19 protein-coding genes and 3 pseudogenes are annotated in these 20,773 nt (G+C 51.9%); 10 read left to right on the forward strand and 12 right to left on the reverse strand.

What is annotated here, in order from left to right; all coding sequences use genetic code 11:
- The first annotated feature begins 128 nt into the window (after positions 1-128).
- The 4 genes and pseudogenes from xseB to KQP84_RS17265 all read left to right on the forward strand — a co-directional run bounded on the left by xseB (position 129) and on the right by KQP84_RS17265 (position 4,221).
- Positions 129-371 (forward strand): exodeoxyribonuclease VII small subunit, encoded by a 243-nt coding sequence (xseB, locus tag KQP84_RS17250; RefSeq protein ID WP_215847450.1) that lies wholly within the window; start codon positions 129-131, stop codon positions 369-371.
- Complete coding sequence (gene ispA, locus KQP84_RS17255) at positions 371-1,270, forward strand: (2E,6E)-farnesyl diphosphate synthase (protein WP_215847451.1); 900 nt, start codon at positions 371-373, stop codon at positions 1,268-1,270. The genes xseB and ispA overlap by 1 nt, the downstream gene beginning before the upstream one ends.
- Before the next feature lie 19 nt (positions 1,271-1,289).
- A pseudogene (gene dxs, locus KQP84_RS17260) lies at positions 1,290-3,154 on the forward strand (1-deoxy-D-xylulose-5-phosphate synthase).
- 92 nt (positions 3,155-3,246) lie between these two features.
- Entirely contained in the window at positions 3,247-4,221 is a 975-nt protein-coding gene (locus tag KQP84_RS17265; RefSeq protein WP_215847452.1) for an aldo/keto reductase, read from the forward strand.
- Positions 4,222-4,300: 79 nt separating this feature from the next.
- Here the strand turns inward: KQP84_RS17265 and pgpA are convergent, their stop codons facing one another.
- The 6 genes from pgpA to nrdR form a co-directional block, all read right to left on the reverse strand.
- Positions 4,301-4,801 carry a phosphatidylglycerophosphatase A gene (pgpA, locus tag KQP84_RS17270; RefSeq protein WP_215847453.1) on the reverse strand — a complete coding sequence of 167 codons (501 nt, stop codon included), beginning with the start codon at positions 4,799-4,801 and terminating at the stop codon, positions 4,301-4,303.
- Positions 4,788-5,765, reverse strand: coding sequence for a thiamine-phosphate kinase (gene thiL, locus KQP84_RS17275; RefSeq protein WP_215847454.1), 978 nt, complete (start codon positions 5,763-5,765; stop codon positions 4,788-4,790). The genes pgpA and thiL overlap by 14 nt, the downstream gene beginning before the upstream one ends.
- Before the next feature lie 55 nt (positions 5,766-5,820).
- A complete protein-coding gene (nusB, locus tag KQP84_RS17280; protein WP_215847455.1) occupies positions 5,821-6,240 on the reverse strand; it encodes a transcription antitermination factor NusB in 420 nt (139 codons plus the stop codon).
- A gap of 19 nt (positions 6,241-6,259) precedes the next feature.
- Positions 6,260-6,730, reverse strand: coding sequence for a 6,7-dimethyl-8-ribityllumazine synthase (ribH, locus tag KQP84_RS17285; protein ID WP_215847456.1), 471 nt, complete (start codon positions 6,728-6,730; stop codon positions 6,260-6,262).
- Between the two features lie 89 nt (positions 6,731-6,819).
- Positions 6,820-7,923 carry a bifunctional diaminohydroxyphosphoribosylaminopyrimidine deaminase/5-amino-6-(5-phosphoribosylamino)uracil reductase RibD gene (gene ribD, locus KQP84_RS17290; RefSeq protein WP_215847457.1) on the reverse strand — a complete coding sequence of 368 codons (1,104 nt, stop codon included), beginning with the start codon at positions 7,921-7,923 and terminating at the stop codon, positions 6,820-6,822.
- 3 nt (positions 7,924-7,926) lie between these two features.
- Positions 7,927-8,376: a transcriptional regulator NrdR gene (gene nrdR / locus KQP84_RS17295; protein WP_215848327.1), complete on the reverse strand. Its 450-nt coding sequence runs from the start codon at positions 8,374-8,376 to the stop codon at positions 7,927-7,929.
- A 186-nt stretch (positions 8,377-8,562) separates the two neighbouring features.
- On the opposite strand from nrdR, the gene lysM reads away from it, so the two are divergent.
- Together lysM and KQP84_RS17305 are read left to right on the forward strand one after the other, a co-directional pair.
- Entirely contained in the window at positions 8,563-9,006 is a 444-nt protein-coding gene (gene lysM / locus KQP84_RS17300) for a peptidoglycan-binding protein LysM (protein WP_215847458.1), read from the forward strand.
- A 16-nt stretch (positions 9,007-9,022) separates the two neighbouring features.
- Positions 9,023-9,591, forward strand: a pseudogene (locus tag KQP84_RS17305) (SadB/YajI family lipoprotein).
- Between the two features lie 53 nt (positions 9,592-9,644).
- Here the strand turns inward: KQP84_RS17305 and secF are convergent.
- The 5 genes from secF to queA all read right to left on the reverse strand — a co-directional run bounded on the left by secF (position 9,645) and on the right by queA (position 15,216).
- A complete protein-coding gene (secF, locus tag KQP84_RS17310; protein WP_215847459.1) occupies positions 9,645-10,613 on the reverse strand; it encodes a protein translocase subunit SecF in 969 nt (322 codons plus the stop codon).
- Between the two features lie 10 nt (positions 10,614-10,623).
- Complete coding sequence (secD, locus tag KQP84_RS17315) at positions 10,624-12,471, reverse strand: protein translocase subunit SecD (RefSeq protein WP_215847460.1); 1,848 nt, start codon at positions 12,469-12,471, stop codon at positions 10,624-10,626.
- A gap of 25 nt (positions 12,472-12,496) precedes the next feature.
- On the reverse strand, positions 12,497-12,829 hold the full coding sequence (gene yajC / locus KQP84_RS17320; protein ID WP_215847461.1) for a preprotein translocase subunit YajC: 333 nt from the start codon (positions 12,827-12,829) through the stop codon (positions 12,497-12,499).
- Positions 12,829-13,977 (reverse strand): tRNA guanosine(34) transglycosylase Tgt, encoded by a 1,149-nt coding sequence (gene tgt, locus KQP84_RS17325; protein WP_215847462.1) that lies wholly within the window; start codon positions 13,975-13,977, stop codon positions 12,829-12,831. Before tgt ends, yajC begins: the two co-directional genes overlap by 1 nt.
- A gap of 168 nt (positions 13,978-14,145) precedes the next feature.
- Positions 14,146-15,216: a tRNA preQ1(34) S-adenosylmethionine ribosyltransferase-isomerase QueA gene (queA, locus tag KQP84_RS17330; protein ID WP_215847463.1), complete on the reverse strand. Its 1,071-nt coding sequence runs from the start codon at positions 15,214-15,216 to the stop codon at positions 14,146-14,148.
- A 104-nt stretch (positions 15,217-15,320) separates the two neighbouring features.
- On the opposite strand from queA, the gene KQP84_RS17335 reads away from it, so the two are divergent.
- From KQP84_RS17335 to KQP84_RS17350, 4 genes and pseudogenes are all read left to right on the forward strand, one after another.
- Positions 15,321-15,902, forward strand: a complete 582-nt coding sequence (locus tag KQP84_RS17335) for an ACP phosphodiesterase (RefSeq protein WP_215847464.1) — start codon at positions 15,321-15,323, stop codon at positions 15,900-15,902.
- An 85-nt stretch (positions 15,903-15,987) separates the two neighbouring features.
- Positions 15,988-17,238, forward strand: a complete 1,251-nt coding sequence (locus KQP84_RS17340; RefSeq protein ID WP_215847465.1) for a mechanosensitive ion channel family protein — start codon at positions 15,988-15,990, stop codon at positions 17,236-17,238.
- 186 nt (positions 17,239-17,424) lie between these two features.
- Positions 17,425-18,237, forward strand: a complete 813-nt coding sequence (locus KQP84_RS17345; RefSeq protein ID WP_215847466.1) for an inositol monophosphatase family protein — start codon at positions 17,425-17,427, stop codon at positions 18,235-18,237.
- 32 nt (positions 18,238-18,269) lie between these two features.
- Positions 18,270-18,617: pseudogene (locus KQP84_RS17350) on the forward strand (histidine-type phosphatase); the annotation flags it as partial.
- Between the two features lie 752 nt (positions 18,618-19,369).
- Here KQP84_RS17350 and proY read toward each other — a convergent pair.
- Positions 19,370-20,722, reverse strand: a complete 1,353-nt coding sequence (gene proY, locus KQP84_RS17355) for a proline-specific permease ProY (protein WP_215847468.1) — start codon at positions 20,720-20,722, stop codon at positions 19,370-19,372.
- Between the last annotated feature and the right edge of the window lie 51 nt (positions 20,723-20,773).

Consider the following 20,773-nt stretch of genomic DNA (forward strand, 5'->3'; position numbering starts at 1 on the left):
GAGTATATCACCTTTGTCCGATGACTGCTTCTGCAACCGCCGCCACATTGATTATTTTGCTAATCATTTCGTCTCAGCTACCATGTCGGATTGCGAGATGATTCTTAACCGCGAGTCGACACCTAATTATGCCGAAAAAAGCCGAAAAGCCAGCCAGCTTCGAAACGTCATTGCAGCAGCTGGAACAGATTGTCAGCCGCCTGGAAAGTGGTGAGCTGCCGTTGGAAGAGGCGCTGAATGAGTTTGAGCGTGGCGTGCAGTTGGCACGTACCGGGCAGCAAACGCTGCAGCAAGCAGAACAGCGTGTGCGCATCTTACTGAGCGATGATAAAGACGCCGATCTCACCTCTTTCACGCCGGAAAACGACTAATGGATTTTGCCAACTTGCTCAGCGCTTATCACCAGCAGGTGAATGCTGCGCTGACGCGCTTATTAGATCCACTCCCTTTTCAGAGTTCTCCTCTGGTGAATGCCATGCAATATGGGGCATTATTAGGCGGTAAACGTCTGCGCCCTTTTTTGGTCTACGCCACCGGCGAAATGCTTAATGCCGATCCAGTAAGCCTGGATATTCCCGCTGCGGCAGTTGAATGTATTCACGCGTACTCCCTGATTCATGACGATCTTCCTGCGATGGACGACGATGCGTTACGCCGTGGACAACCCACCTGCCACATAAAATATGGTGAAGACACCGCCATCCTTGCAGGTGATGCATTACAAACACTGGCGTTCTCTATCCTGGCGGACCAGCCGATGCCTGGCGTGAGCGCAGAATATCGCCTCGCCATGATATCTGAACTGGCTAAAGCCAGCGGTGTAGCCGGAATGTGTGGTGGTCAGGCGCTGGACCTGGCGGCGGAAGGAAAATCCGTTGATTTACCCCAGCTAGAGCAGATTCATCGCCATAAAACGGGCGCGCTGATCCGTGCCGCTGTTCGTCTGGGCGCGCTGGCTGCCGGGGAAAAAGGTCGTCTGGCGCTGCCGGTACTCGATCGCTACGCGGATGCGATTGGCCTCGCATTTCAGGTACAAGACGATATTCTCGATGTGATTGGGGATACCGCCGTGATTGGTAAACGTCAGGGCGCCGATCAAGATTTAGGTAAAAGCACCTATCCTTCATTGATGGGGCTGGATAATGCCCGCATAAAAGCCTGGGATTTGTATCAGGAAGCGCTTAGTGCGCTGGAAATTCTCGCCGCCCAATCCTATGACACCACAGCTTTGCAAGCGTTGGCGAGCTTCATAATTGAACGCGACAAATAACTTCCATAATGAGTCTCTGATGAGTTTTGATATTGCTAAATACCCGACACTGGCGCTAGCGGACACGGTTCAAGAGCTGCGCGCTCTGCCGAAAGAGAAATTGCCTGCGCTGTGTGATGAACTGCGTCAGTATCTGTTAGACAGCGTCAGCCGCTCCAGTGGCCACTTCGCTTCAGGTTTGGGCGTCGTCGAGCTGACGGTGGCGCTGCATTACGTCTATAACACGCCGTTTGATCATCTGGTGTGGGATGTAGGACATCAAGCCTACCCACACAAAATTCTGACCGGTCGCCGCGATCGTATTGGCACTATTCGTCAGAAAAATGGCGTGCACCCTTTTCCATGGCGCGGCGAGAGCGAATATGACGTGCTGAGCGTAGGCCACTCGTCTACCTCAATCAGCGCCGGTCTTGGCATGGCTGCTGCAGCCGAGCGAGAAGGCAAAGGTCGCCGCACCGCCTGCATTATCGGTGATGGCGCGATCACCGCAGGCATGGCTTTCGAAGCCATGAACCATGCAGGTGATATCAAGCCGGACATGCTGGTGATCCTTAACGACAACGAAATGTCGATCTCTGAAAACGTTGGTGCATTAAATAATCGCCTGGCGCAAATTCTTTCGGGTAAAACCTATGCGCGCCTGCGCGAAGGTGGAAAGCGCGTTTTAACCGGCCTGCCGCCCATCAAAGAGTTGGTAAGACGTACCGAAGAGCATCTGAAAGGCATGGTGGTACCGGGCACGCTGTTTGAAGAGTTGGGCTTCAACTATATTGGCCCGGTTGATGGCCACGATGTGCTAACCCTGGTGAATACGCTATCCAACATGCGCAGCCTGAAAGGGCCGCAGTTTCTGCACATCATGACCAAGAAAGGCAAAGGCTATGCGCCTGCCGAAGAAGATCCGATTACCTGGCATGCGGTACCTAAATTTGATCTGGCAAACGGCGCACTGCCGAAGAGTGCTGAGGGCTTACCGAGCTACTCAAAAATCTTTGGTAACTGGCTGTGTGAAATGGCAGCTGACGATCCAAAACTGATGGCGATCACGCCCGCTATGCGTGAAGGTTCGGGCATGGTGGGCTTCTCACGTGAATACCCAAATCAATACTTTGACGTAGCAATTGCTGAGCAGCATGCCGTGACGTTCGCAGCAGGTATGGCCATCGGCGGCTATAAGCCGATCGTCGCCATTTACTCCACTTTTTGCAGCGCGCCTATGATCAGGTGATTCACGATGTGGCTATCCAGAAATTACCGGTGCTGTTTGCTATCGATCGCGGCGGCATTGTCGGTGCCGACGGACAAACGCATCAGGGCGCCTTTGACCTCGCCTATCTGCGCTGCGTCCCTGATATGGTGATCATGACGCCAAGCGATGAGAATGAGTGCCGCCAGATGCTCTATACCGGTTATCACTATCAGGATGGCCCGAGCGCGGTGCGCTACCCACGCGGGACGGGTGTAGGCACCGAATTAACACCGCTGAAAAGTTTGCCGCTCGGCAAAGGTGTTATCAAGCGTGAAGGCGAACAACTCGCCATCCTAAACTTTGGTACCTTGCTGCCTGAAGCTGCTGCTACCGCTGAGGCGCTCAACGCAACGTTGGTGGATATGCGCTTCGTGAAGCCGCTGGATGAAGCCTTAATTACAGAGCTGGCAGGTAAATACGAGGCATTGATTACGCTGGAAGAAGGCGCAATCAAAGGCGGCGCGGGCAGCGGCGTCAATGAGTACGTCATGGCTAAACGTCTGCGTGTACCGGTGTTGAATCTTGGCCTGCCTGATGAATTTATCCCGCAGGGTACGCAGGACGAAGTCCGTCACGATTACCAACTGGATGCAGAAGGTATCCAGCAGCAAATTGAGGCTTGGCTCGCACAGTAATCCCCTCACCTTTCGCTCCCCAACCGGGGGCGAAACGCCTGCTATGCTTTATGATTCCCTCGAATCATCAGCGACTTTGCGCAGGAGCCATCATGAAAACCATCCAACTGGGTACCACCGATCTGCAGGTTTCGCGTCTTTGTCTGGGTTGCATGACCTTTGGTGAGCCGGATCGCGGCAAACACGCCTGGACGTTGCCAGAAGAGAGTAGCCGCCCGTTAATTCAGCAAGCGTTAGAGGCAGGAATTAATTTTTTCGATACTGCCAACAGCTATTCTGACGGCAGCAGTGAAGAGATCGTCGGCCGCGCTTTAAAAGCGTTTGCCCGCCGCGAAGAGATTGTGGTCGCGACGAAAGTCTATTTTCCAATGAGTAATTTATCCCAAGGCTTGTCGCGCAAAAATATTCTGCAATCCATTGATGACAGCTTGAATCGTCTCGGCATGGACTATGTGGACCTACTGCAAATTCACCGCTGGGATTATGAAACGCCGCTGGAAGAGACGCTTGAGGCGTTAAATGATGTGGTGAAAGCCGGTAAAGCGCGTTACATCGGCGCATCTTCAATGCATGCCAATCAGTTTGCACTAGCGCTTGAGACGCAGGAACGCCATAGCTGGGCGCGTTTCGTTAGCATGCAGGATCAATATAATTTGATTCAGCGTGAAGAAGAAAATGAAATGCATCCATTATGTCTGGATAAAAACATTGCGGTGTTGCCGTGGAGTCCGCTGGCTCGCGGCAAGCTGACGCGTCCGTGGGGTGAAACCACAGCGCGATCGGTTTCTGATGAAGTGAGTAAAACGCTGTACAGCGCAACGGAAGAGAACGATGCTGAAATCGCGAAGCGGGTTGAAACCATTGCAGCGGATAAAGGCGTGAGTCGTGCGCAAGTTGCGCTGGCGTGGCTGTTGCATAAACCCGCCGTAACGGCACCGATTATTGGTGCATCACGTGCGCAGCAGTTGGAAGATTTGGTCAAAGCAGTGGATGTTGAGCTCGATTCAACCGACATTGCTGAGCTTGAAAGTGTTTATCAGCCGCATCCGGCGGTGGGATTTGAGTAACAGCGGCCTCAATCTCAATGATTAAGCGGTGTCCAGCACATCGGAGAATTCCCTCTCCTTTCGGAGAGGGAATGCGTCATTAAACAGCCAGCCAGTAATGGCCGACGCCAAACAATATCGCGGCTGAAATGACCCCAGCGATAATGTCATCGACCATAATGCCCATGCCGCCGTGTACATTGCGATCAAACCAGCGAATCGGCCAGGGTTTCCAAATATCGAAAATGCGGAACACGATAAAACCCGCTAAAACCCATTCCCAGCTGTTTACCGGAATGGCCATCAACGTAATCCACATGCCGATAAACTCATCCCAGACAATGCTGCCATGGTCGTGAACGCCCATATCTTTGGCTGTGCGGTGACAGAGATAAACACCGACACTGATTCCTAATAACACCACCAGTGAATAGATATCCTGTGGCAGATAGGTCATCAGAAACCAGAAAGGAATCGCAGCGACCGATCCCACCGTTCCTGGCATATAAGGGCTTAATCCACTGCCAAAACCCGTGGCTAACAGGTGCCACGGATTGCTCATCCGCAAACGGCTTTTTGCTACGTCTTTATCGAGCGTCAAAATGGTCAAATCCTTTATGACTGAATTTCGCTGGCTTGCCGTTATCCAGCAGCGTTAAACCTTCTGATTCTGGCGCAATCTGACCGATGCAGGTAAAAGGTACGCCAAGATGGCCGAGCGCCACATCCAGCGCCCCGCGATGCACTTCCGGCACGGTAAAGCAAAGTTCATAATCTTCACCACCGCTTAATGCCCAGCGTAAAACTTCTTCCGGCTCAAAATGATCGCGCAGCGCAGGCGACAAAGGCAATGCGTCCAGATTGATGCGTGCACCGCAGCCGCTGGCTTTTAAAACGTGGCCGAGATCGGAGATCAAACCATCAGAGAGATCGATAGCCGATGATGCCAAAGAACGCAGCGCCTGTCCTTGCAGGATGCGCGGCATTGGGCGCAAGTGACGCTTAATGAGCGCTTCATGAACCGCCGGATCGTTGATACGTTTACGATGCTGTAACAACGCCAGTCCCGCCGCACTGTCGCCCAAGGTGCCGGTAACGAAAATCCAGTCGCCAGGTTTAGCGCCGGAACGTTTCAAGGCGCGGCCTTGCGGCACCAGACCATGAATACCCAGCGTCAGGCTAAGTGGTCCGCGCGTGGTGTCGCCGCCCACAAGCTGCATATCGTAATATTCCAACAGCTCAAACAGGCTTTCACTGAATGCCGCCAGCCAGGTTTCGTCGACTTCAGGCAAGGTCATTGCCAGCGTCAGCCAGGCGGGATCCGCACCCATTGCGGCGAGATCGCTGAGGTTAACGGCCAGCGCTTTGTAGCCTAAATCGGCGGGATGGATATCACGAAGGAAGTGTATGCCAGCCACCAACGTATCGGTGCTGATCGCCAGCGTCTGTTTTTCTGGCACGCTCAGAAGCGCACAATCATCACCAATGCCGGTTTCGACATCACGGCGGCTGCGCGTTCTGCGATTGAAGTAGCGTGCGATGAGTTCAAATTCACCACAAGACATAGTTGCGTTCCGCTTAACCAATAATGAAAAAAGGCCGGCAAGCCGGCCTTTTTATTTACTTACGATTGGGTCGAATCTGTGGACCCGCTTTATCCAGCACGCCGTTGACAAACTTGTGGCTGTCTTCTGCGCCAAACACTTTCGCCAGCTCAATACCTTCATTGATGGCTACTTTATAAGGCACATCAGCACGCTTGCTCAATTCATACAGCGAGATACGCAGCACAGCTCTTTCTACCTGGCCCAGCTCTTCCAGCTGACGCGACAGGTAAGGTTTCATCAGACCATCCAGATACGCGCTGTTGGTCGCCACACCGGACAGCAGTTCGCGGAAATAAGAAATATCGACGTCTTTGACGTCTTGTTCCGCCAGAAACTGGTATTCCACATCGGCAATGTCGTTGTTAGACAACTGCCAGGAGTAAAGCGCCTGGACAGCGCACTCACGGGCGCGACGACGAGCAGCAGGTTTCACAAAATTCCCCTTACAAAAATCAGGCTTTGATGGCTTTCAATACGTTAATCATTTCGAGCGCGGTCAAGGCTGCTTCTGCACCCTTATTACCGGCTTTGGTACCAGCACGCTCAATGGCCTGCTCGATATTTTCGGTGGTCAGCACGCCGAACGCGACAGGAATCTCGCTGTTCATTGCAACGCTGGCGATACCGGAGCTGGCTTCACCTGCAACATATTCGAAATGTGCAGTGCCACCACGAATGACAGTGCCCAAGGCGATCACGGCATCATATTTGCCTGTTTTCGTCAACGCACGTGCTGCCAGTGGCAGTTCATAAGCGCCGGGAACCCAAACAACGGTGATGTTCTCATCTTTGACCTGACCGATACGCTTCAGAGCGTCGATCGCGCCATCCAGCAGGCTGTCATTAATGAAGTTGTTAAAACGCGCGATAACGATGGCAACATTGGCCTCAGGCGTAGCAACAGCAGCTTCGATAACTTTCATACTTATCCTTTCAGGGGTTTGTTTGGCCCCGCGCAGGGGGCGGATTCTATCATACTCTTCGGCGGCTTGCTCTCGCTTTTCCGCCTGCATTATTGCGGTGTCAAGGTCAGACGCAAATCCGTGCCGACCTGACGCACATCGCTGAATGAAAAGCTTGGTGCATCAGCAAGTTGCTGTAAACCGGGCAGCTGACACAAGCCGCGTCCCTCATCACCTAAAAGCTTAGGCGCGACATACACAATCAACTCATCAACCAAGCCAATTTGCAGCAGCGCACCGGCCAGGGACGCGCCGGCTTCAACCCAAACGCTATTAATCTGTCGCTTGCCAAGTAGCATCATCATGGCGACCAGATCCAACCGCTGTTCACGCAGCGGCACGCCAATTTGCGTGACGCCTTCGGGCCAGGTTTGCTGATCGGCCGTTTGGCGCATCAGCCACGTTTCGCCCGGCTGCGTAATCAACTTGTGGTGCGGTGTAACGCGATTTTGACTATCCACGATCACGCGTATCGGCTGACGTAGTGTACTTTCATCCAGTAATGACTGGGTATCTGCATTCAGTTCTGACCAACGCACCGTCAGTGACGGATCATCCGCTAACACGGTGGCGCTGCTGCTGAGAATAGCGGAGCTTTGCGCTCGCAGTCTTTGCACATCGCGCCTTGCTGCGGTAGACGTAATCCATTGGCTTTCACCGCTCGCCATTGCGGTGCGGCCATCCAGCGAAGCGCCTAATTTGAGTTGCACCCACGGAAAACCGGTGCGCATGCGTTTCAGGAAACCGCGATTGAGCGCTTCGGCTTCGCTCATCATCAGACCGTGGCTGACGTCAATTCCCGCCTGGCTCAAGCGATGTAAACCGCGCCCTGCCACCTGCGGATTCGGATCTTGCATCGCTGCCACCACGCGGCTGACGCCTGCGGCAATCAGCGCATCGCAACAAGGTGGCGTACGGCCATGATGGCTGCAAGGTTCTAGCGTGACGTAAGCTGTCGCGCCGCGAGCGCGATCACCGGCCATGCGCAACGCATGGACTTCAGCATGGGGTTCACCGGCTCGTTGATGCCAGCCTTCACCCACGACTTCACCATCACGGACAATAACGCACCCTACATTGGGATTCGGTGTCGTAGTAAAACGACCGCGCCGCGCCAGTTCCAGCGCACGCGCCATATAGCGTTCATCGGTCATGGTTTAATCCTGTAAGCGGGCGATCTCTTCGCCAAAATCACGAATATCCTCAAAACTGCGATACACCGAAGCAAAACGAATGTAGGCCACTTTATCGAGCTTTCTCAGCTCATCCATCACTAATGCGCCAATCATTTTGCTGGGGATTTCCCGTTCGCCAGTGGCACGCAGTTGGGTTTTGATATGGTTGACTGCACTCTCGACGGCGTCAGCGCTAACGGGCCGTTTTTCCAGCGCCTTCATCATGCCGCTGCTGAGCTTGTCTTCATTAAAGGGTTCACGCACGTCGTTGCTTTTCACTACACGCGGCATGACCAATTCGGCCACTTCAAATGTGGTGAAACGCTCATGGCACACCAAACACTGACGACGGCGACGCACCGACGATCCTTCACTAACCAGACGAGAATCAATCACTTTGGTGTCCACAGCGGAGCAGAATGGGCAATGCATGACGTTACCTGACGCGAGATAAATGGGCCATACAGTGTAGCGCGAACTGCATTTCAACAAAATCTATTCCCGTGCCTTTCCATCGCCTGGCTCACAGCCAGACAACGCGTGCACCTTAGTTATTGAAAAACCACTACGCTTATAAAGCTGCCTTGCAGCACAAGACTACTAACAATCGGAGGTTTTATGGGTTTGTTTAATTTTGTGAAAGAGGCTGGTGAAAAGTTGTGGGATGCGGTGAGCGGCGGTCACGATGACGACCAAAACAAAAAACTTCAGGACCATATCAACAAATTAGGATTACCGGACAGCGATAAAGTCAATGTGCAGGTCAATGGCGATACCGTTACCGTAACCGGTGATGGCATTACTCAGGAGCTGAAAGAAAAAATCCTGGTAGCAGCCGGAAACGTAGCGGGTATCACCAAAGTTGAAGATAAGGTTACCGTAAGCGATAGCGCACCTGAAGCGGAGCTTTATACCGTGAAGAAAGGTGACACCTTGAGCGCGATTTCCAAACAGGTTTACGGAAATCCTAATGAATACAACAAGATTTTCGAAGCGAACAAGCCAATGCTGTCGCATCCTGATAAGATCTATCCAGGCCAGGTTTTACGAATTCCGAAATAACTGACAAGGATAAATTATGATCAGGACGGTTTGGGCGCCGATGGCGATGTCACTGGTATTTCTCAGCGGCTGTAGCAGCACGCCTTCTACGCCTAAAGTGAATAAGCTGCATCAGGAAGTGAGCCAGCTCAATCAGCAGATGCAGCATTTGACCTCACAGGCCAGCGCGCTGGAAATTCAGGGGCAACTCAATAGCCACTCACAGCAAGGCGCATGGTTAGTTCCGCAAGCGAATACGCCGGTAGAACTCCAGACGCAGCTCGGTACGCTCCGCTTGTCGCTGTCTCGGGTTGAAGGTGAAGCGAATGGTTCACGCGCGAATCTGAACATCCGTGCCACCGGCGATCAGCCGATCCCGCTCTGCGCGCCACGGTTGTCTGGGGTGAGTTGGATCCGGCTAGCGGAAAACCGCTCAACGCTGACAGCCTTAATCAAACCATTGACGTGCCAGCCGCGCTGTTGCCGCAAACGTCGGTTAGCGTGCCATTGCGTTTGAGTGGGATAACGCCTGATCAACTGGGTTATATCCGCGTGCACGATGTGGTGGGAGAAAGCGCCGCCCCAACCGTCCCTGCTGCGCAGTAAGCGCCAAAAAATGGGCTGCCAGTTGGCAGCCCATTTCATTTTATTTGCCAGAATTACGGCAGAATTGAAGGCTGATCGGCGCCCTCTTTCTCTACTTTCTGTACCAGCATATGTTCGCGTTTCATGCCCAGCTTCAGCGCCAGCGCTGAAGAGACATAAATCGACGAAACGGTACCAATCGTCACACCGATCAACATGGTCAGCGAGAAGCCTTTCAGCAACGCACCACCAAAGATGAACAGGATCAGGATCATCGCCAGCGTCGTCAGCGAGGTGATCAAGGTACGGCTCAGCGTTTGGGTCAGCGACACGTTAGTGATGTCGTAAGAAGAGCCGCGACGAATCTTGCGGAAGTTCTCACGGATACGGTCAGAAACCACGATTTTATCGTTGAGTGAGTAACCAATCACCGACATCAGCGACGCGACAATAGTCAGGTCGATTTCGATGTGGAACAGCGCCAGCAGGCCGCAGGTAATGATCACGTCATGCGCCAGCGCTAGCACGGTGCCCAGCGCCAAACGCCACTCAAAGCGAATACCGATATAGATCAGAATCGCGATCAGGGCCGAAAGCAGCGCCATCGCACCCGCTTGCGCTAAATCGCTGCCCACACTTGGGCCAACGAATTCGATACGCTTCACGGTGGCACTTTGCTGCGTGGTTTGGTTAATTACCGAGACCACTTTGTTACCTAACTCAGTGCCCGCCGGGCCTGAAACGGGCGCCATGCGCACCATCACGTCACGGCTGCTACCGAAGTTCTGCACCAGCGGCTCATCAAAGCCCGCTTTCACCAAATCGCCACGCAGCACCTCGAGATCGGCGGGTTTCTCAAGGCTGATCTCAATAACCGTACCGCCGGTAAAATCGAGACCCCAGTTGAAACCACGCACGCCGACAATGGCAATCGCGGCAACAATCAGTAGCCCCGAAATGATGAAGGCCAGCGTATCCCAGCGCATAAAGTCAACGACTTTACGGCCGTGGTTCAACTGCTCAATAGAATAATCCTGTGCCACAACGCACTCCTCAAATAGACAGCTTGTTGATGCGTTTGCCACCGTAAACCAGGTTAACAATGGCACGGGTTCCAACAATCGCGGTGAACATGGAGGTGGCAATACCAATTGCTGTGGTAATTGCAAAACCTTTGATCGAACCGGTACCGACCGCGTAAAGAATGATAACTTTGATCAGCGTCGTTACGTTGGCATCGACAATACTTGAGAAGGCGCCTTTATAACCTTCATGAATTGCCTGCTGAACGGAACGCCCATTACGCAGCTCTTCTTTAATACGTTCGTTTATCAGAACGTTGGCATCAACGGCCACCGCCAGCGTCAACACGATACCGGCAATGCCTGGCATAGTTAACGTTGCACCCGGCAACAGCGACATAATGCCGACAATCAACACCAGGTTAACCAACAGTGCGCTGGTCGCAATCAAGCCGAATTTCTTGTAGAACACCACCATAAACAGAATGGAGGCAAGCAGGCCCCACAAGCAGGCTTCCAGACCCTGGGTAATATTTTGCTGACCCATGGTTGGACCGATAGTGCGCTCTTCAACAATCTGAATCGGCGCGATCAACGCACCGGCGCGCAGCAGCAGCGAGAGCTGACGTGCTTCGTTCGGGTTGTTGATACCCGTGATACGGAAGCTATTACCCAAGCGAGACTGGATATTAGCGACGTTAATCACCTCTTCCTGCTTCACCAGAATGGAACGCCCGTTTGCATCTTTTCTGCCGCTGTCTTTGTACTCCACGAACAAGGTCGCCATCGGTTTACCGATGTTGTCCTTGGTGAAGTTGGACATGATGTTACCGCCCGCGCCATCCAGTGAAATATTCACCTGAGGCTGGTTGTATTCATCCATGCTCGACGTCGAATCAGTGATGTGGTCACCCGTAAGAATCACGCGCTTGTACAGCACGACTGGCTGGCCATCACGCATGTCTTTAACTTCTGAATCACCCGGTACACGTCCGCTAGCCGCCGCACTTGGATCCACGCTAGTGTTCACTACGCGGAATTCCAGCGTTGCGGTTGCACCCAAAATTTCTTTGGCACGCGCAGTGTCCTGAATACCTGGCAGCTCAACCACGATGCGATCAGAACCTTGACGCTGTACCAGCGGCTCGGCAACACCCAGTTGGTTCACACGATTACGCAGGATAGTAATGTTCTGCTGAACAGCATATTCACGGGCTTCGCTGAGACGTGCATCGCTCATGGTGGCGCGCAATGAATCCGCCCCGCTGCTGTTGATCACCAGATCCTGATGACGTGAGCTTAACCAAGAGACGGCAGCATCGCGGCTTGCCGCGTCGCGGAAACGAATTTCCACACCGTAATTAGCGATTTTATTGACAGTGGTATAAGGAATGTTTTTTGTGCGCAGGTCGCTACGCAGCGTGTCGGCGTTCTGCTCTTGCAGTTTGCCTAATGCGGTATCCATATCCACTTCCATCAGGAAGTGCACGCCACCGCGCAGATCAAGGCCAAGTTTCATGGGCTCTGCTGAAAGCAGAGAGAGCCAACGTGGCGTAGCAGGGGCAAGGTTTAACGCAACAACATAGTTCTCGCCAAGCGCTTTCAGGATGGTTTCACGGGCGCGTAACTGCACGTCAGTGTTAGCAAAGCGTGCCGTGATAGCGCCATTTTCCAGCGCAACGGATTTGCTCTGAATATTATCTTGTTTTAATGCGGACTGAATCTGATCCAACGTTTGCTCACTGGCGGCGCTTCCGCGCGCACCAGTGATTTGAACGGCCGGATCCTCACCATACAGGTTGGGAAGTGCGTATAGCAGGCCGACAGCAATGACGACGACCAGCATGATGTACTTCCACAAAGGATAACGATTTAACACGGCAGTTCCCTTAGGGAAATAAAAATTACAGCGCCTTCATAGTACCTTTCGGCAGGACGGCAGCCACGAAATCACGTTTAACAACCACTTCATTCGTTTCATTCAACGCGATAGAAACGTAACCGGTTTCTGATACTTTCGTCACGCGGCCCACTAAACCACCGCTGGTCAGTACTTCATCACCCTTAGAGATAGAATCCATCAGCTTCTTGTGCTCTTTTGCACGTTTCTGCTGAGGACGCAGGATCATGAAATAGAAAATCAGGCCAAATACCACCAGCATGATCACCAGAGAATACGGACTTCCCTGAGACGGTGCGCCTGCTGCAGCCACGGCGTCAGAAATGAAAAAGCTCATTAAATTTCCCTCATTGATGAATTGTCAGACGTTAAAGGCGGAACTTCTTTGCCCGTCCGTTGGTAGAACTCGTTAACAAAGCGCTCTAATTTACCCTCTTCGATGGCTTGGCGTAAACCCGCCATCAGGCGCTGGTAATAGCGCAGATTGTGAATAGTATTCAGTCGCGCGCCCAGTATTTCGTTACAACGATCGAGATGATGCAAGTACGCACGGCTGTAATTGCGACAAGTGTAACAATCACACTCTGCATCCAGTGGCGAAACATCATCTTTGTGCTTGGCATTACGAATTTTTACCACGCCGTCGGTCACAAACAGATGACCATTACGCGCATTACGCGTTGGCATGACGCAATCGAACATATCGACACCGCGACGAACGCCTTCCACCAAATCTTCAGGCTTGCCGACGCCCATCAAATAACGCGGCTTATCGTGCGGAATTTGCGGACAAACGTGCTCAAGAATACGGTGCATGTCCTCTTTAGGCTCACCCACCGCCAGGCCGCCCACAGCGTACCCATCAAAGCCAATCTCTACCAGACCTTTCACCGAGACATCTCGTAAATCTTCGTAAACAGATCCCTGAATAATGCCAAACAGCGCATTTTTATTACCCAGGCTGTCGAAGCGGTCGCGGCTGCGTTTTGCCCAGCGCAAAGACATTTCCATTGAACGCTTGGCGTAGTCCCAATCAGCAGGATATGGCGTACATTCATCAAAGATCATCACGACATCAGAACCAAGGTCATGTTGAATCTCCATCGATTTTTCAGGATCGAGGAAAATTGCATCGCCATTGATCGGGTTGCGGAAATGAACACCCGCTTCCGTGATTTTACGGATGTCGCCAAGGCTAAAGACCTGGAACCCGCCGGAATCGGTCAGGATTGGGCCTTTCCACTGCATAAAATCGTGCAGATCGCCATGCAGTTTCATGATCTCCTGACCCGGACGCAGCCAGAGATGGAAGGTATTGCCCAGAATGATCTGAGCGCCGGTTTCTTGCACTTCTTCCGGCGTCATTCCTTTTACTGTGCCGTAAGTCCCGACTGGCATAAACGCCGGGGTTTCTACCACACCGCGATCAAAAATCAGACGGCCACGGCGCGCGCGCCCGTCTGTGGTATCAAGTTCAAATTTCACAAAGCCTCCATCGGAGAAACAGTCCGATGCTTATAACCGTCATACTTCAAACTGCCTGCGCGTTAGCTGCTCTTGTCCACCCGAATCACTGACCAGAGTAAGCTCATTGGGATGAACGCGTTTGCCGCTTTCAGGCAATTCGAATTATTTAGGTTATCGCTAATATAATCAGGCGCCGACGATCTCTTGCGGTGCCTGCGGGTTTTTGCTGATAAACATCGCATCGCCATAACTGAAGAAACGATATTGCTCAGCCACAGCAGCTTGATACGCTGCCATGGTGTGCTGATAGCCGGCAAAGGCCGAAACCAGCATAATCAGGGTCGATTCGGGCAGATGGAAATTGGTGATCAACGCGTCGATCACCTGATAGTGGTAGCCCGGATAGATAAAAATTTGGGTGTCGTCAAAGAAAGGGGCAATCAATGCCTCCTGGCTGGCTTTCGCCGCACTCTCCAACGAGCGCACTGAAGTCGTGCCTACCGCCACAACTCTATTGCCGCGCGCTTTACACGCCAGCACCGCATCTACCACTTCTTGCGGTACTTCGGCGTATTCGGCGTGCATATGATGCTCTTCAATGGTTTCAACGCGCACCGGCTGGAAGGTTCCCGCGCCGACATGTAACGTAACGAAAGCCATTTCAACGCCCTTCTCTTTCAGCGCCTGAAGCAGCGGTTCGTCAAAATGCAAACCGGCGGTTGGCGCTGCTACCGCACCCGGACGTTCGCTGTAAACCGTTTGATAAAGTTCACGATCTGCCTCTTCATCGGGACGATCGATATAAGGCGGCAGCGGCATATGCCCGACGCTGTTAAGAATGTCCAGCACGGCGCGGTCATCTTCAAAGACGATCTCAAACAGCGCATCATGGCGTGCCACCATAGTGGCTTTTACGCTTTCGTCATCGCCCAGCAGTAACTCTGCGCCCGGTTTAGGCGCTTTTGAGGCGCGTACATGTGCCAGCACGCGCTTGTCGTCGAGCATGCGCTCTACCAGCATTTCGATTTTGCCCCCGCTGGCTTTGCGACCAAAGACACGTGCAGGAATCACGCGGGTATTGTTGAATACCAGCAGATCACCGGGGTTGAGCTTATCCAGCACATCCGTAAATACGCCGTGCGTTAGTGCGCCACTTTGGCCATCCAGCGACAGCAAACGGCAACCGCTGCGCTGCGCCTGCGGGTAATGGGCGATAAGAGATTCGGGCAATTCAAAAGCAAAATCGGCGACACGCATGCAAGACTTCTTTCTCAGGCAAAAACAGGCGGCACAGTTTAGCGGAAAATCGACCAATTCTGAACAACTGGCTGCGCAAAGGCAGTTCAGCCTATAATGCGCCCATGAACTTTCTTGCTCATCTTCACCTCGCCCAGCTCGCCGACAGCTCGTTACTCGGCAATCTGATGGCTGATTTCGTTCGCGGAAACCCGCATCAGCACTGGCCAACGCCGGTCGCTGACGGCATTCTTATGCACCGTCGTCTAGACGTCATGACCGATTCGCTGCCAGAAGTCCGTGAAGCGCGTCAGCTGTTTCGCCCCGAAACCTATCGCGTTGCGCCAATTACTCTTGACGTGATTTGGGATCATTTTCTGGCGCGTCACTGGACCACGTTTCATACCACGCTGTCGCTGGCGCAATTTTCTGCCATCGCAGAAAAAGAGATTATGCCGCAGCTGGCGTCCACGCCTGATGAGTTTAAATCGCTAAACGCCGTAATGTGGCGTGAACGCTGGTTTGAGCATTATGCGCAGCCCGCAAGGCTTGAACGTGTGCTGCATGGCATGGCGAGCCGGCGTCCACGCTTAGCTGCCCTGCGCGACTCCTATCAGGATTTTGTCGATCACTATCCGGCGCTAGAGAAACTTTTCTTTCAGTTTTACCCGCGCCTGATGGCGCTGGCACACCAGCGGCAACTTTAGAATTCGAGACCAATCCGTATAACGTTCCTGGGCTGAGCACCGTAATCTCTGCGGCGACTTTATTTGCGCTTCACCAGGGAAAATCATGCAGCAACATATTATCAGCTGGCTCAAAGAAGCTGGCCTCCAGCATTACACCGATACCGTCGCACTGTTAATTGTGCTGGCGACAATTATTCTGATCTCTGTTATTACCCACGTCATCCTTCATCGCACGCTGATGCCGTTGCTACGTAACCATGCTGAAAAAAGCAGCCGCCAGTGGCCAAAAGCCATGATTCATAATCGCCTGTTCAGCCGTTTTGTCTGGCTGATGCAAGGCGTGTTATTCAAACTGCAAACTGAACTCTTCTTGCATAACAGCGAGCAGGTTTACACCGCCATTATTGTGGTGGCACAAGTCTGGATGATGATTTTTGCGCTGCTGATGTTCTTCTCGCTGCTGGATATTTTGCAGCAGTTAAGCAGCAACAGCGCGCTAGCGCAGCAGATTCCCGTACGCGGCATTATTCAAACTCTGAAGCTTATCGCCGCTATTTTGATGATTATCATGGTGATTTCGCTGCTGTTAGGCAAATCGCCGGGCGTGCTAATCACGGGTTTAGGTGCCATGACCGCGGTGCTGATGCTGGTGTTTAAAGATCCGATTCTGGGATTAGTGGCGGGCATCCAGCTCTCTGCGAATAACATGCTGAAGCTGAATGACTGGCTGGAGATGCCGAAATATGGTGCTGACGGTGCCGTTATCGACATTAGCCTGACCACGGTGAAAGTGCGTAACTGGGATAACACCATTGTTACCATTCCAACCTACGCGTTGATTTCTGATTCGTTCAAAAACTGGCGCGGTATGTCAGAATCAGGCGGACGCCGCATCAAGCGCAGCATTCACATTGATACCACCAGCATCCGCTTTCTCGAGCAGGATGATGTGCAATCGCTGAAAAGCGCGCTTCTGTTGTCACCTTATCTGGAGAGTAAAACGCAGGAATTGATTTCCTATAACGCACAGCTAGGTTGCGATCTCACCTCGCCACTGAATGGTCGTCGTCTGACGAATGTTGGCACCTTCCGAGTCTGGCTTGAAAGCTGGTTGAAAACGCATCCGCAAATTCATAAAGGCATGACGCTAATGGTGCGCCAGCTGGCACCAGGCCAGGACGGTTTGCCGGTGGAAATTTATGTTTTTACCAACACCACGATTTGGCAAGAGTATGAAAATATTCAGTCAGATATTTTTGACCATGTTTTCGCTGTGCTGCCGACCTTCGGTCTGCGCGTTCATCAGGCGCCAACCGGCAATGATATGCGTATGATCGGTAAAGCTACCGCTTAATTGCCTTCTCGAAAAAGTCCGTATGCGGTAAAAAGCGTGCGGACGCACTTCTCCCCTTCTTGCCATCGGTGGCTATCTGCGGCTTAATGAAGCCTTTCTTAACTTTTGTTAAGTCGATCACACAGCCAGACCGCCTGCTCAGGCGTTTCTTCCGTTCGATATGTCTCAAAATCATAAGAGGGAAAGATGTCATCCGCTTCGACTTCTGAAACAGACGCGCGCTACCGTTATGCCTGCGAAATTGCCCGTGCGGCTGCCAGCCGTGCTTATTCCTGGTATCAACAGCGCCAAAAATTAGTGGTGGAACACAAGAGGGATCTCCAGGACGTCGTCAGCGAAGCCGACCGCAACGTGGAAGACCTGATCAAAACGCTGATCGCTGAACGTTACCCGGACGACGCGGTGATCGGCGAAGAAAGTGGCGGTAATACGCAAGGTGCCACCTATGTTTGGGTGGTTGATCCCATTGATGGTACCGCCTGTTTCATTAATGGGCTGCATAACTGGTGCGTTTCGCTGGCCGTGTTATGCGAAGGCGAAGCGGTGATCGGTGTGGTGTGCGATCCCAATCATCAGGAGCTGTTTCATGCCCGTCAGGGACAAGGTGCATGGATGAATGAAACCCGGATTCATGCTCATAACGCCCAGCATTTAAATGAAGGTTTACTCGGTTTAAGTAATTCCAGCCGCGTTCCCTCAGAAAGCGTCACCTCGCTAATTACGGGGTTAACCGCTCAGGGTGGAATGTTTATTCGCATCGGCTCTGGCGCTTTAACCAGTGCCTGGGCGGCTGCAGGACGGCTAATCGGCTATTACGAAGCGCACATGAATCCATGGGATAGCTTGCCAGGTATCGTTTTAATGCGTGAAGCAGGCGGTGTGACCAATGATTATTTGCGCAACGACGGGCTGAAAAAGGGTAATCCAGTATTGTTAGCCAATGCGGCTATTTATCAGCAAATCAAAGCATTGGTCGATAATAGCGCCCTGCTCGACTAAATACGTCAAGCCGGTACAGGCGCCTAAGTTGGCTGCCCCTTTTTCCGCTGGCGAGCAGGGGTATTTTGCTCGCGGCGGCGGGTGACTCCCCGCTACACGCAGAGGAACAGTATCAGTTAGAAAAAGAGGTAAAGCTGAGTCGTCATGGCGTTCGCTCTCCTATACGGGGTAATCGCCAGGACACAGAAGCAGACACGGCCCGGACGACGTGGAGTATCGCCGACGGTGAATTATCCGGGCATGACTATAGCGCGGTGGTGAATAAAGGACGCTGGCAAGGCGAACATTATCGTCAATTAGGGCTGCTCAGCACGGGCTGTCCAACGCCTGATGAGACATATGCACCCGCCAGCCCACTTCAACGCACCCGCGCCATCGCATAAGCATTGGTTGAGGGTGCTTTTCCCGGCCACGGCGCAAATCACTCCGTTATTGCGGCTTCTCACAGCCAAAGACGACCTCAGTAATGAGGTGTTATACACGGCGCAACGACACGGCATCAGACAAACTGTAGAATAACGCCGGCCAGTACGCTTTAACCTTATCAATTCAGCGCAGAGGCATTCTCTAAGGCGCTGTATTATAAATAAATATACCCCATTAATTACGATACTTCGGTTCTGAATGCTAATAAATAACAGGGTAAAATAAATAAATAGTTCACGTACCATGATTAATTAAAAAATCAGCAAATGGCACAATTCTCATTTCATTACAGAGACTGTTCGGCACTATATTTTTGTATTAGGATAGCGCTGTCAATCATCCCTTTGAATTACTCTCTTTATTTTTTGATTTTGTTTCGGCGAATAGTTTCGCCGCTTTTATTTATTCACACAGCAATATGATTAAATTAGTCAACCCATTGAAATTAAAAGATAAATAATATTTAAATATAAAAAAATACATCAATAAATTTTTTAACGCTTTGCTGAATCCGTTTTAATAATAATCCATCTGTTTTCGCGGATGAGTTGGCCGGGTATTATTCGATTTTTTAAAAGCGATTTAACGCCCGCTAAACTTACACTTCACCGGATTTATTCATTGCCAGCCTAATTACTGACACCCACCTGTTAAGCTATTTAACAGATAGAAAGAGAGCCCCTCATGAAGAGAGGCTCTCTCGCGATCAAGCCTGCTTACGCACCAGTTTATAACCGAGCAGCAGTACAACGATCCACACCATACCGACATACAGCGAGATACGTGTATCCGGGAAATAACCAATCAGGCCGATAATAAACACTAAAAACACCACGCCCACACCGGCTGTCCAGCTACCACCGGGTAGCGCAAAATTCAGTTTGCTGGCCGCTTCTTTACCGATTTTGCGACGGAAAGCGATCTGCGACAGCAGGATCATGATCCATACCCAAACCGTGGCAAACGTTGCCAGTGAAGCAATCACCAGGAAGACTTTTTCGGGCATCAGGTAATTAAGGTACACCGCAATCAGCATGGCAAACATCATGACCACCACCGTGACCCATGGAATACCGCGTGCAGAGACTTTCATAAAGATCTTCGGTGCATGGCCCTGCTGTGCCATGCCATGCAGCATGCGTCCCACGCCAAAGACATCACTATTAATCGCTGACAGCGACGCGGTCAACACCACGAAATTCAAGATTGAAGCCGCTGCAGCAATACCAAGATGCTGGAAGGTTAATACAAATGGGCTCCCGGAAGTGCCGACCTGATTCCAGGGGTAAATCGACATGATGACAAACAGCGTACCGACGTAGAAGACCAGAATACGCATGGGAACAGAGTTAATAGCACGGGGAATTGAAATGGCCGGATCTTTGGCTTCACCCGCTGTAATCCCAATAATTTCAATGCCGCCATAGGCAAACATCACCATTTGTAGCGACAGCAACATGCCAACAATACCGTGAGCGAAGAAGCCGCCATTGGTCCACAGATTGTGGATGCCGGTGGGCTGTCCACCGTTGCCAAGCCCCCAGATAATCATGCCAAAACCGGCCAAAATCATCACGATAATGGTGGCGACTTTGAAAAAAGAGAACCAAAACTCGACTTCGCCAAACACCTTAACGCTCATCAGATTCACGGCACCGATAATCAGTACCACACTCAATACCCAAATCCAGTGTGGGACATCGGGAAACCAGACGCCCATGTAGATACCGAAAGCGGTGACATCGGCAATAGCGACGATCAGGATCTCAAAACAGTAGGTCCAGCCGGTGATATACCCGGCTAAAGGGCCAAGATAATCTTGGGCATAGCGAGAAAAAGAGCTGGCCTGTGGATTGTTCACCGACATCTCACCCAGCGCTCGCATGATGATGTAAGCCACTGCGCCACCGATAATGTAAGCGAGCAAAACGCTCGGTCCCGCCATTTTGATAGCATCAGCAGAACCGTAAAACAGCCCGGTTCCAATCGCCGATCCCAGCGCCATAAAACGGATATGGCGCGTGCTCAGTCCGCGTTTGAGCTTATTGGTTTCTTGCATAACAACCTGTACCTGTGAAAATGAAAAAACCACGGGCAAGCCCGTGGTTAG

The organism is Candidatus Pantoea bituminis (assembly GCF_018842675.1).
GTDB lineage: Bacteria > Pseudomonadota > Gammaproteobacteria > Enterobacterales > Enterobacteriaceae > Pantoea > Pantoea phytostimulans.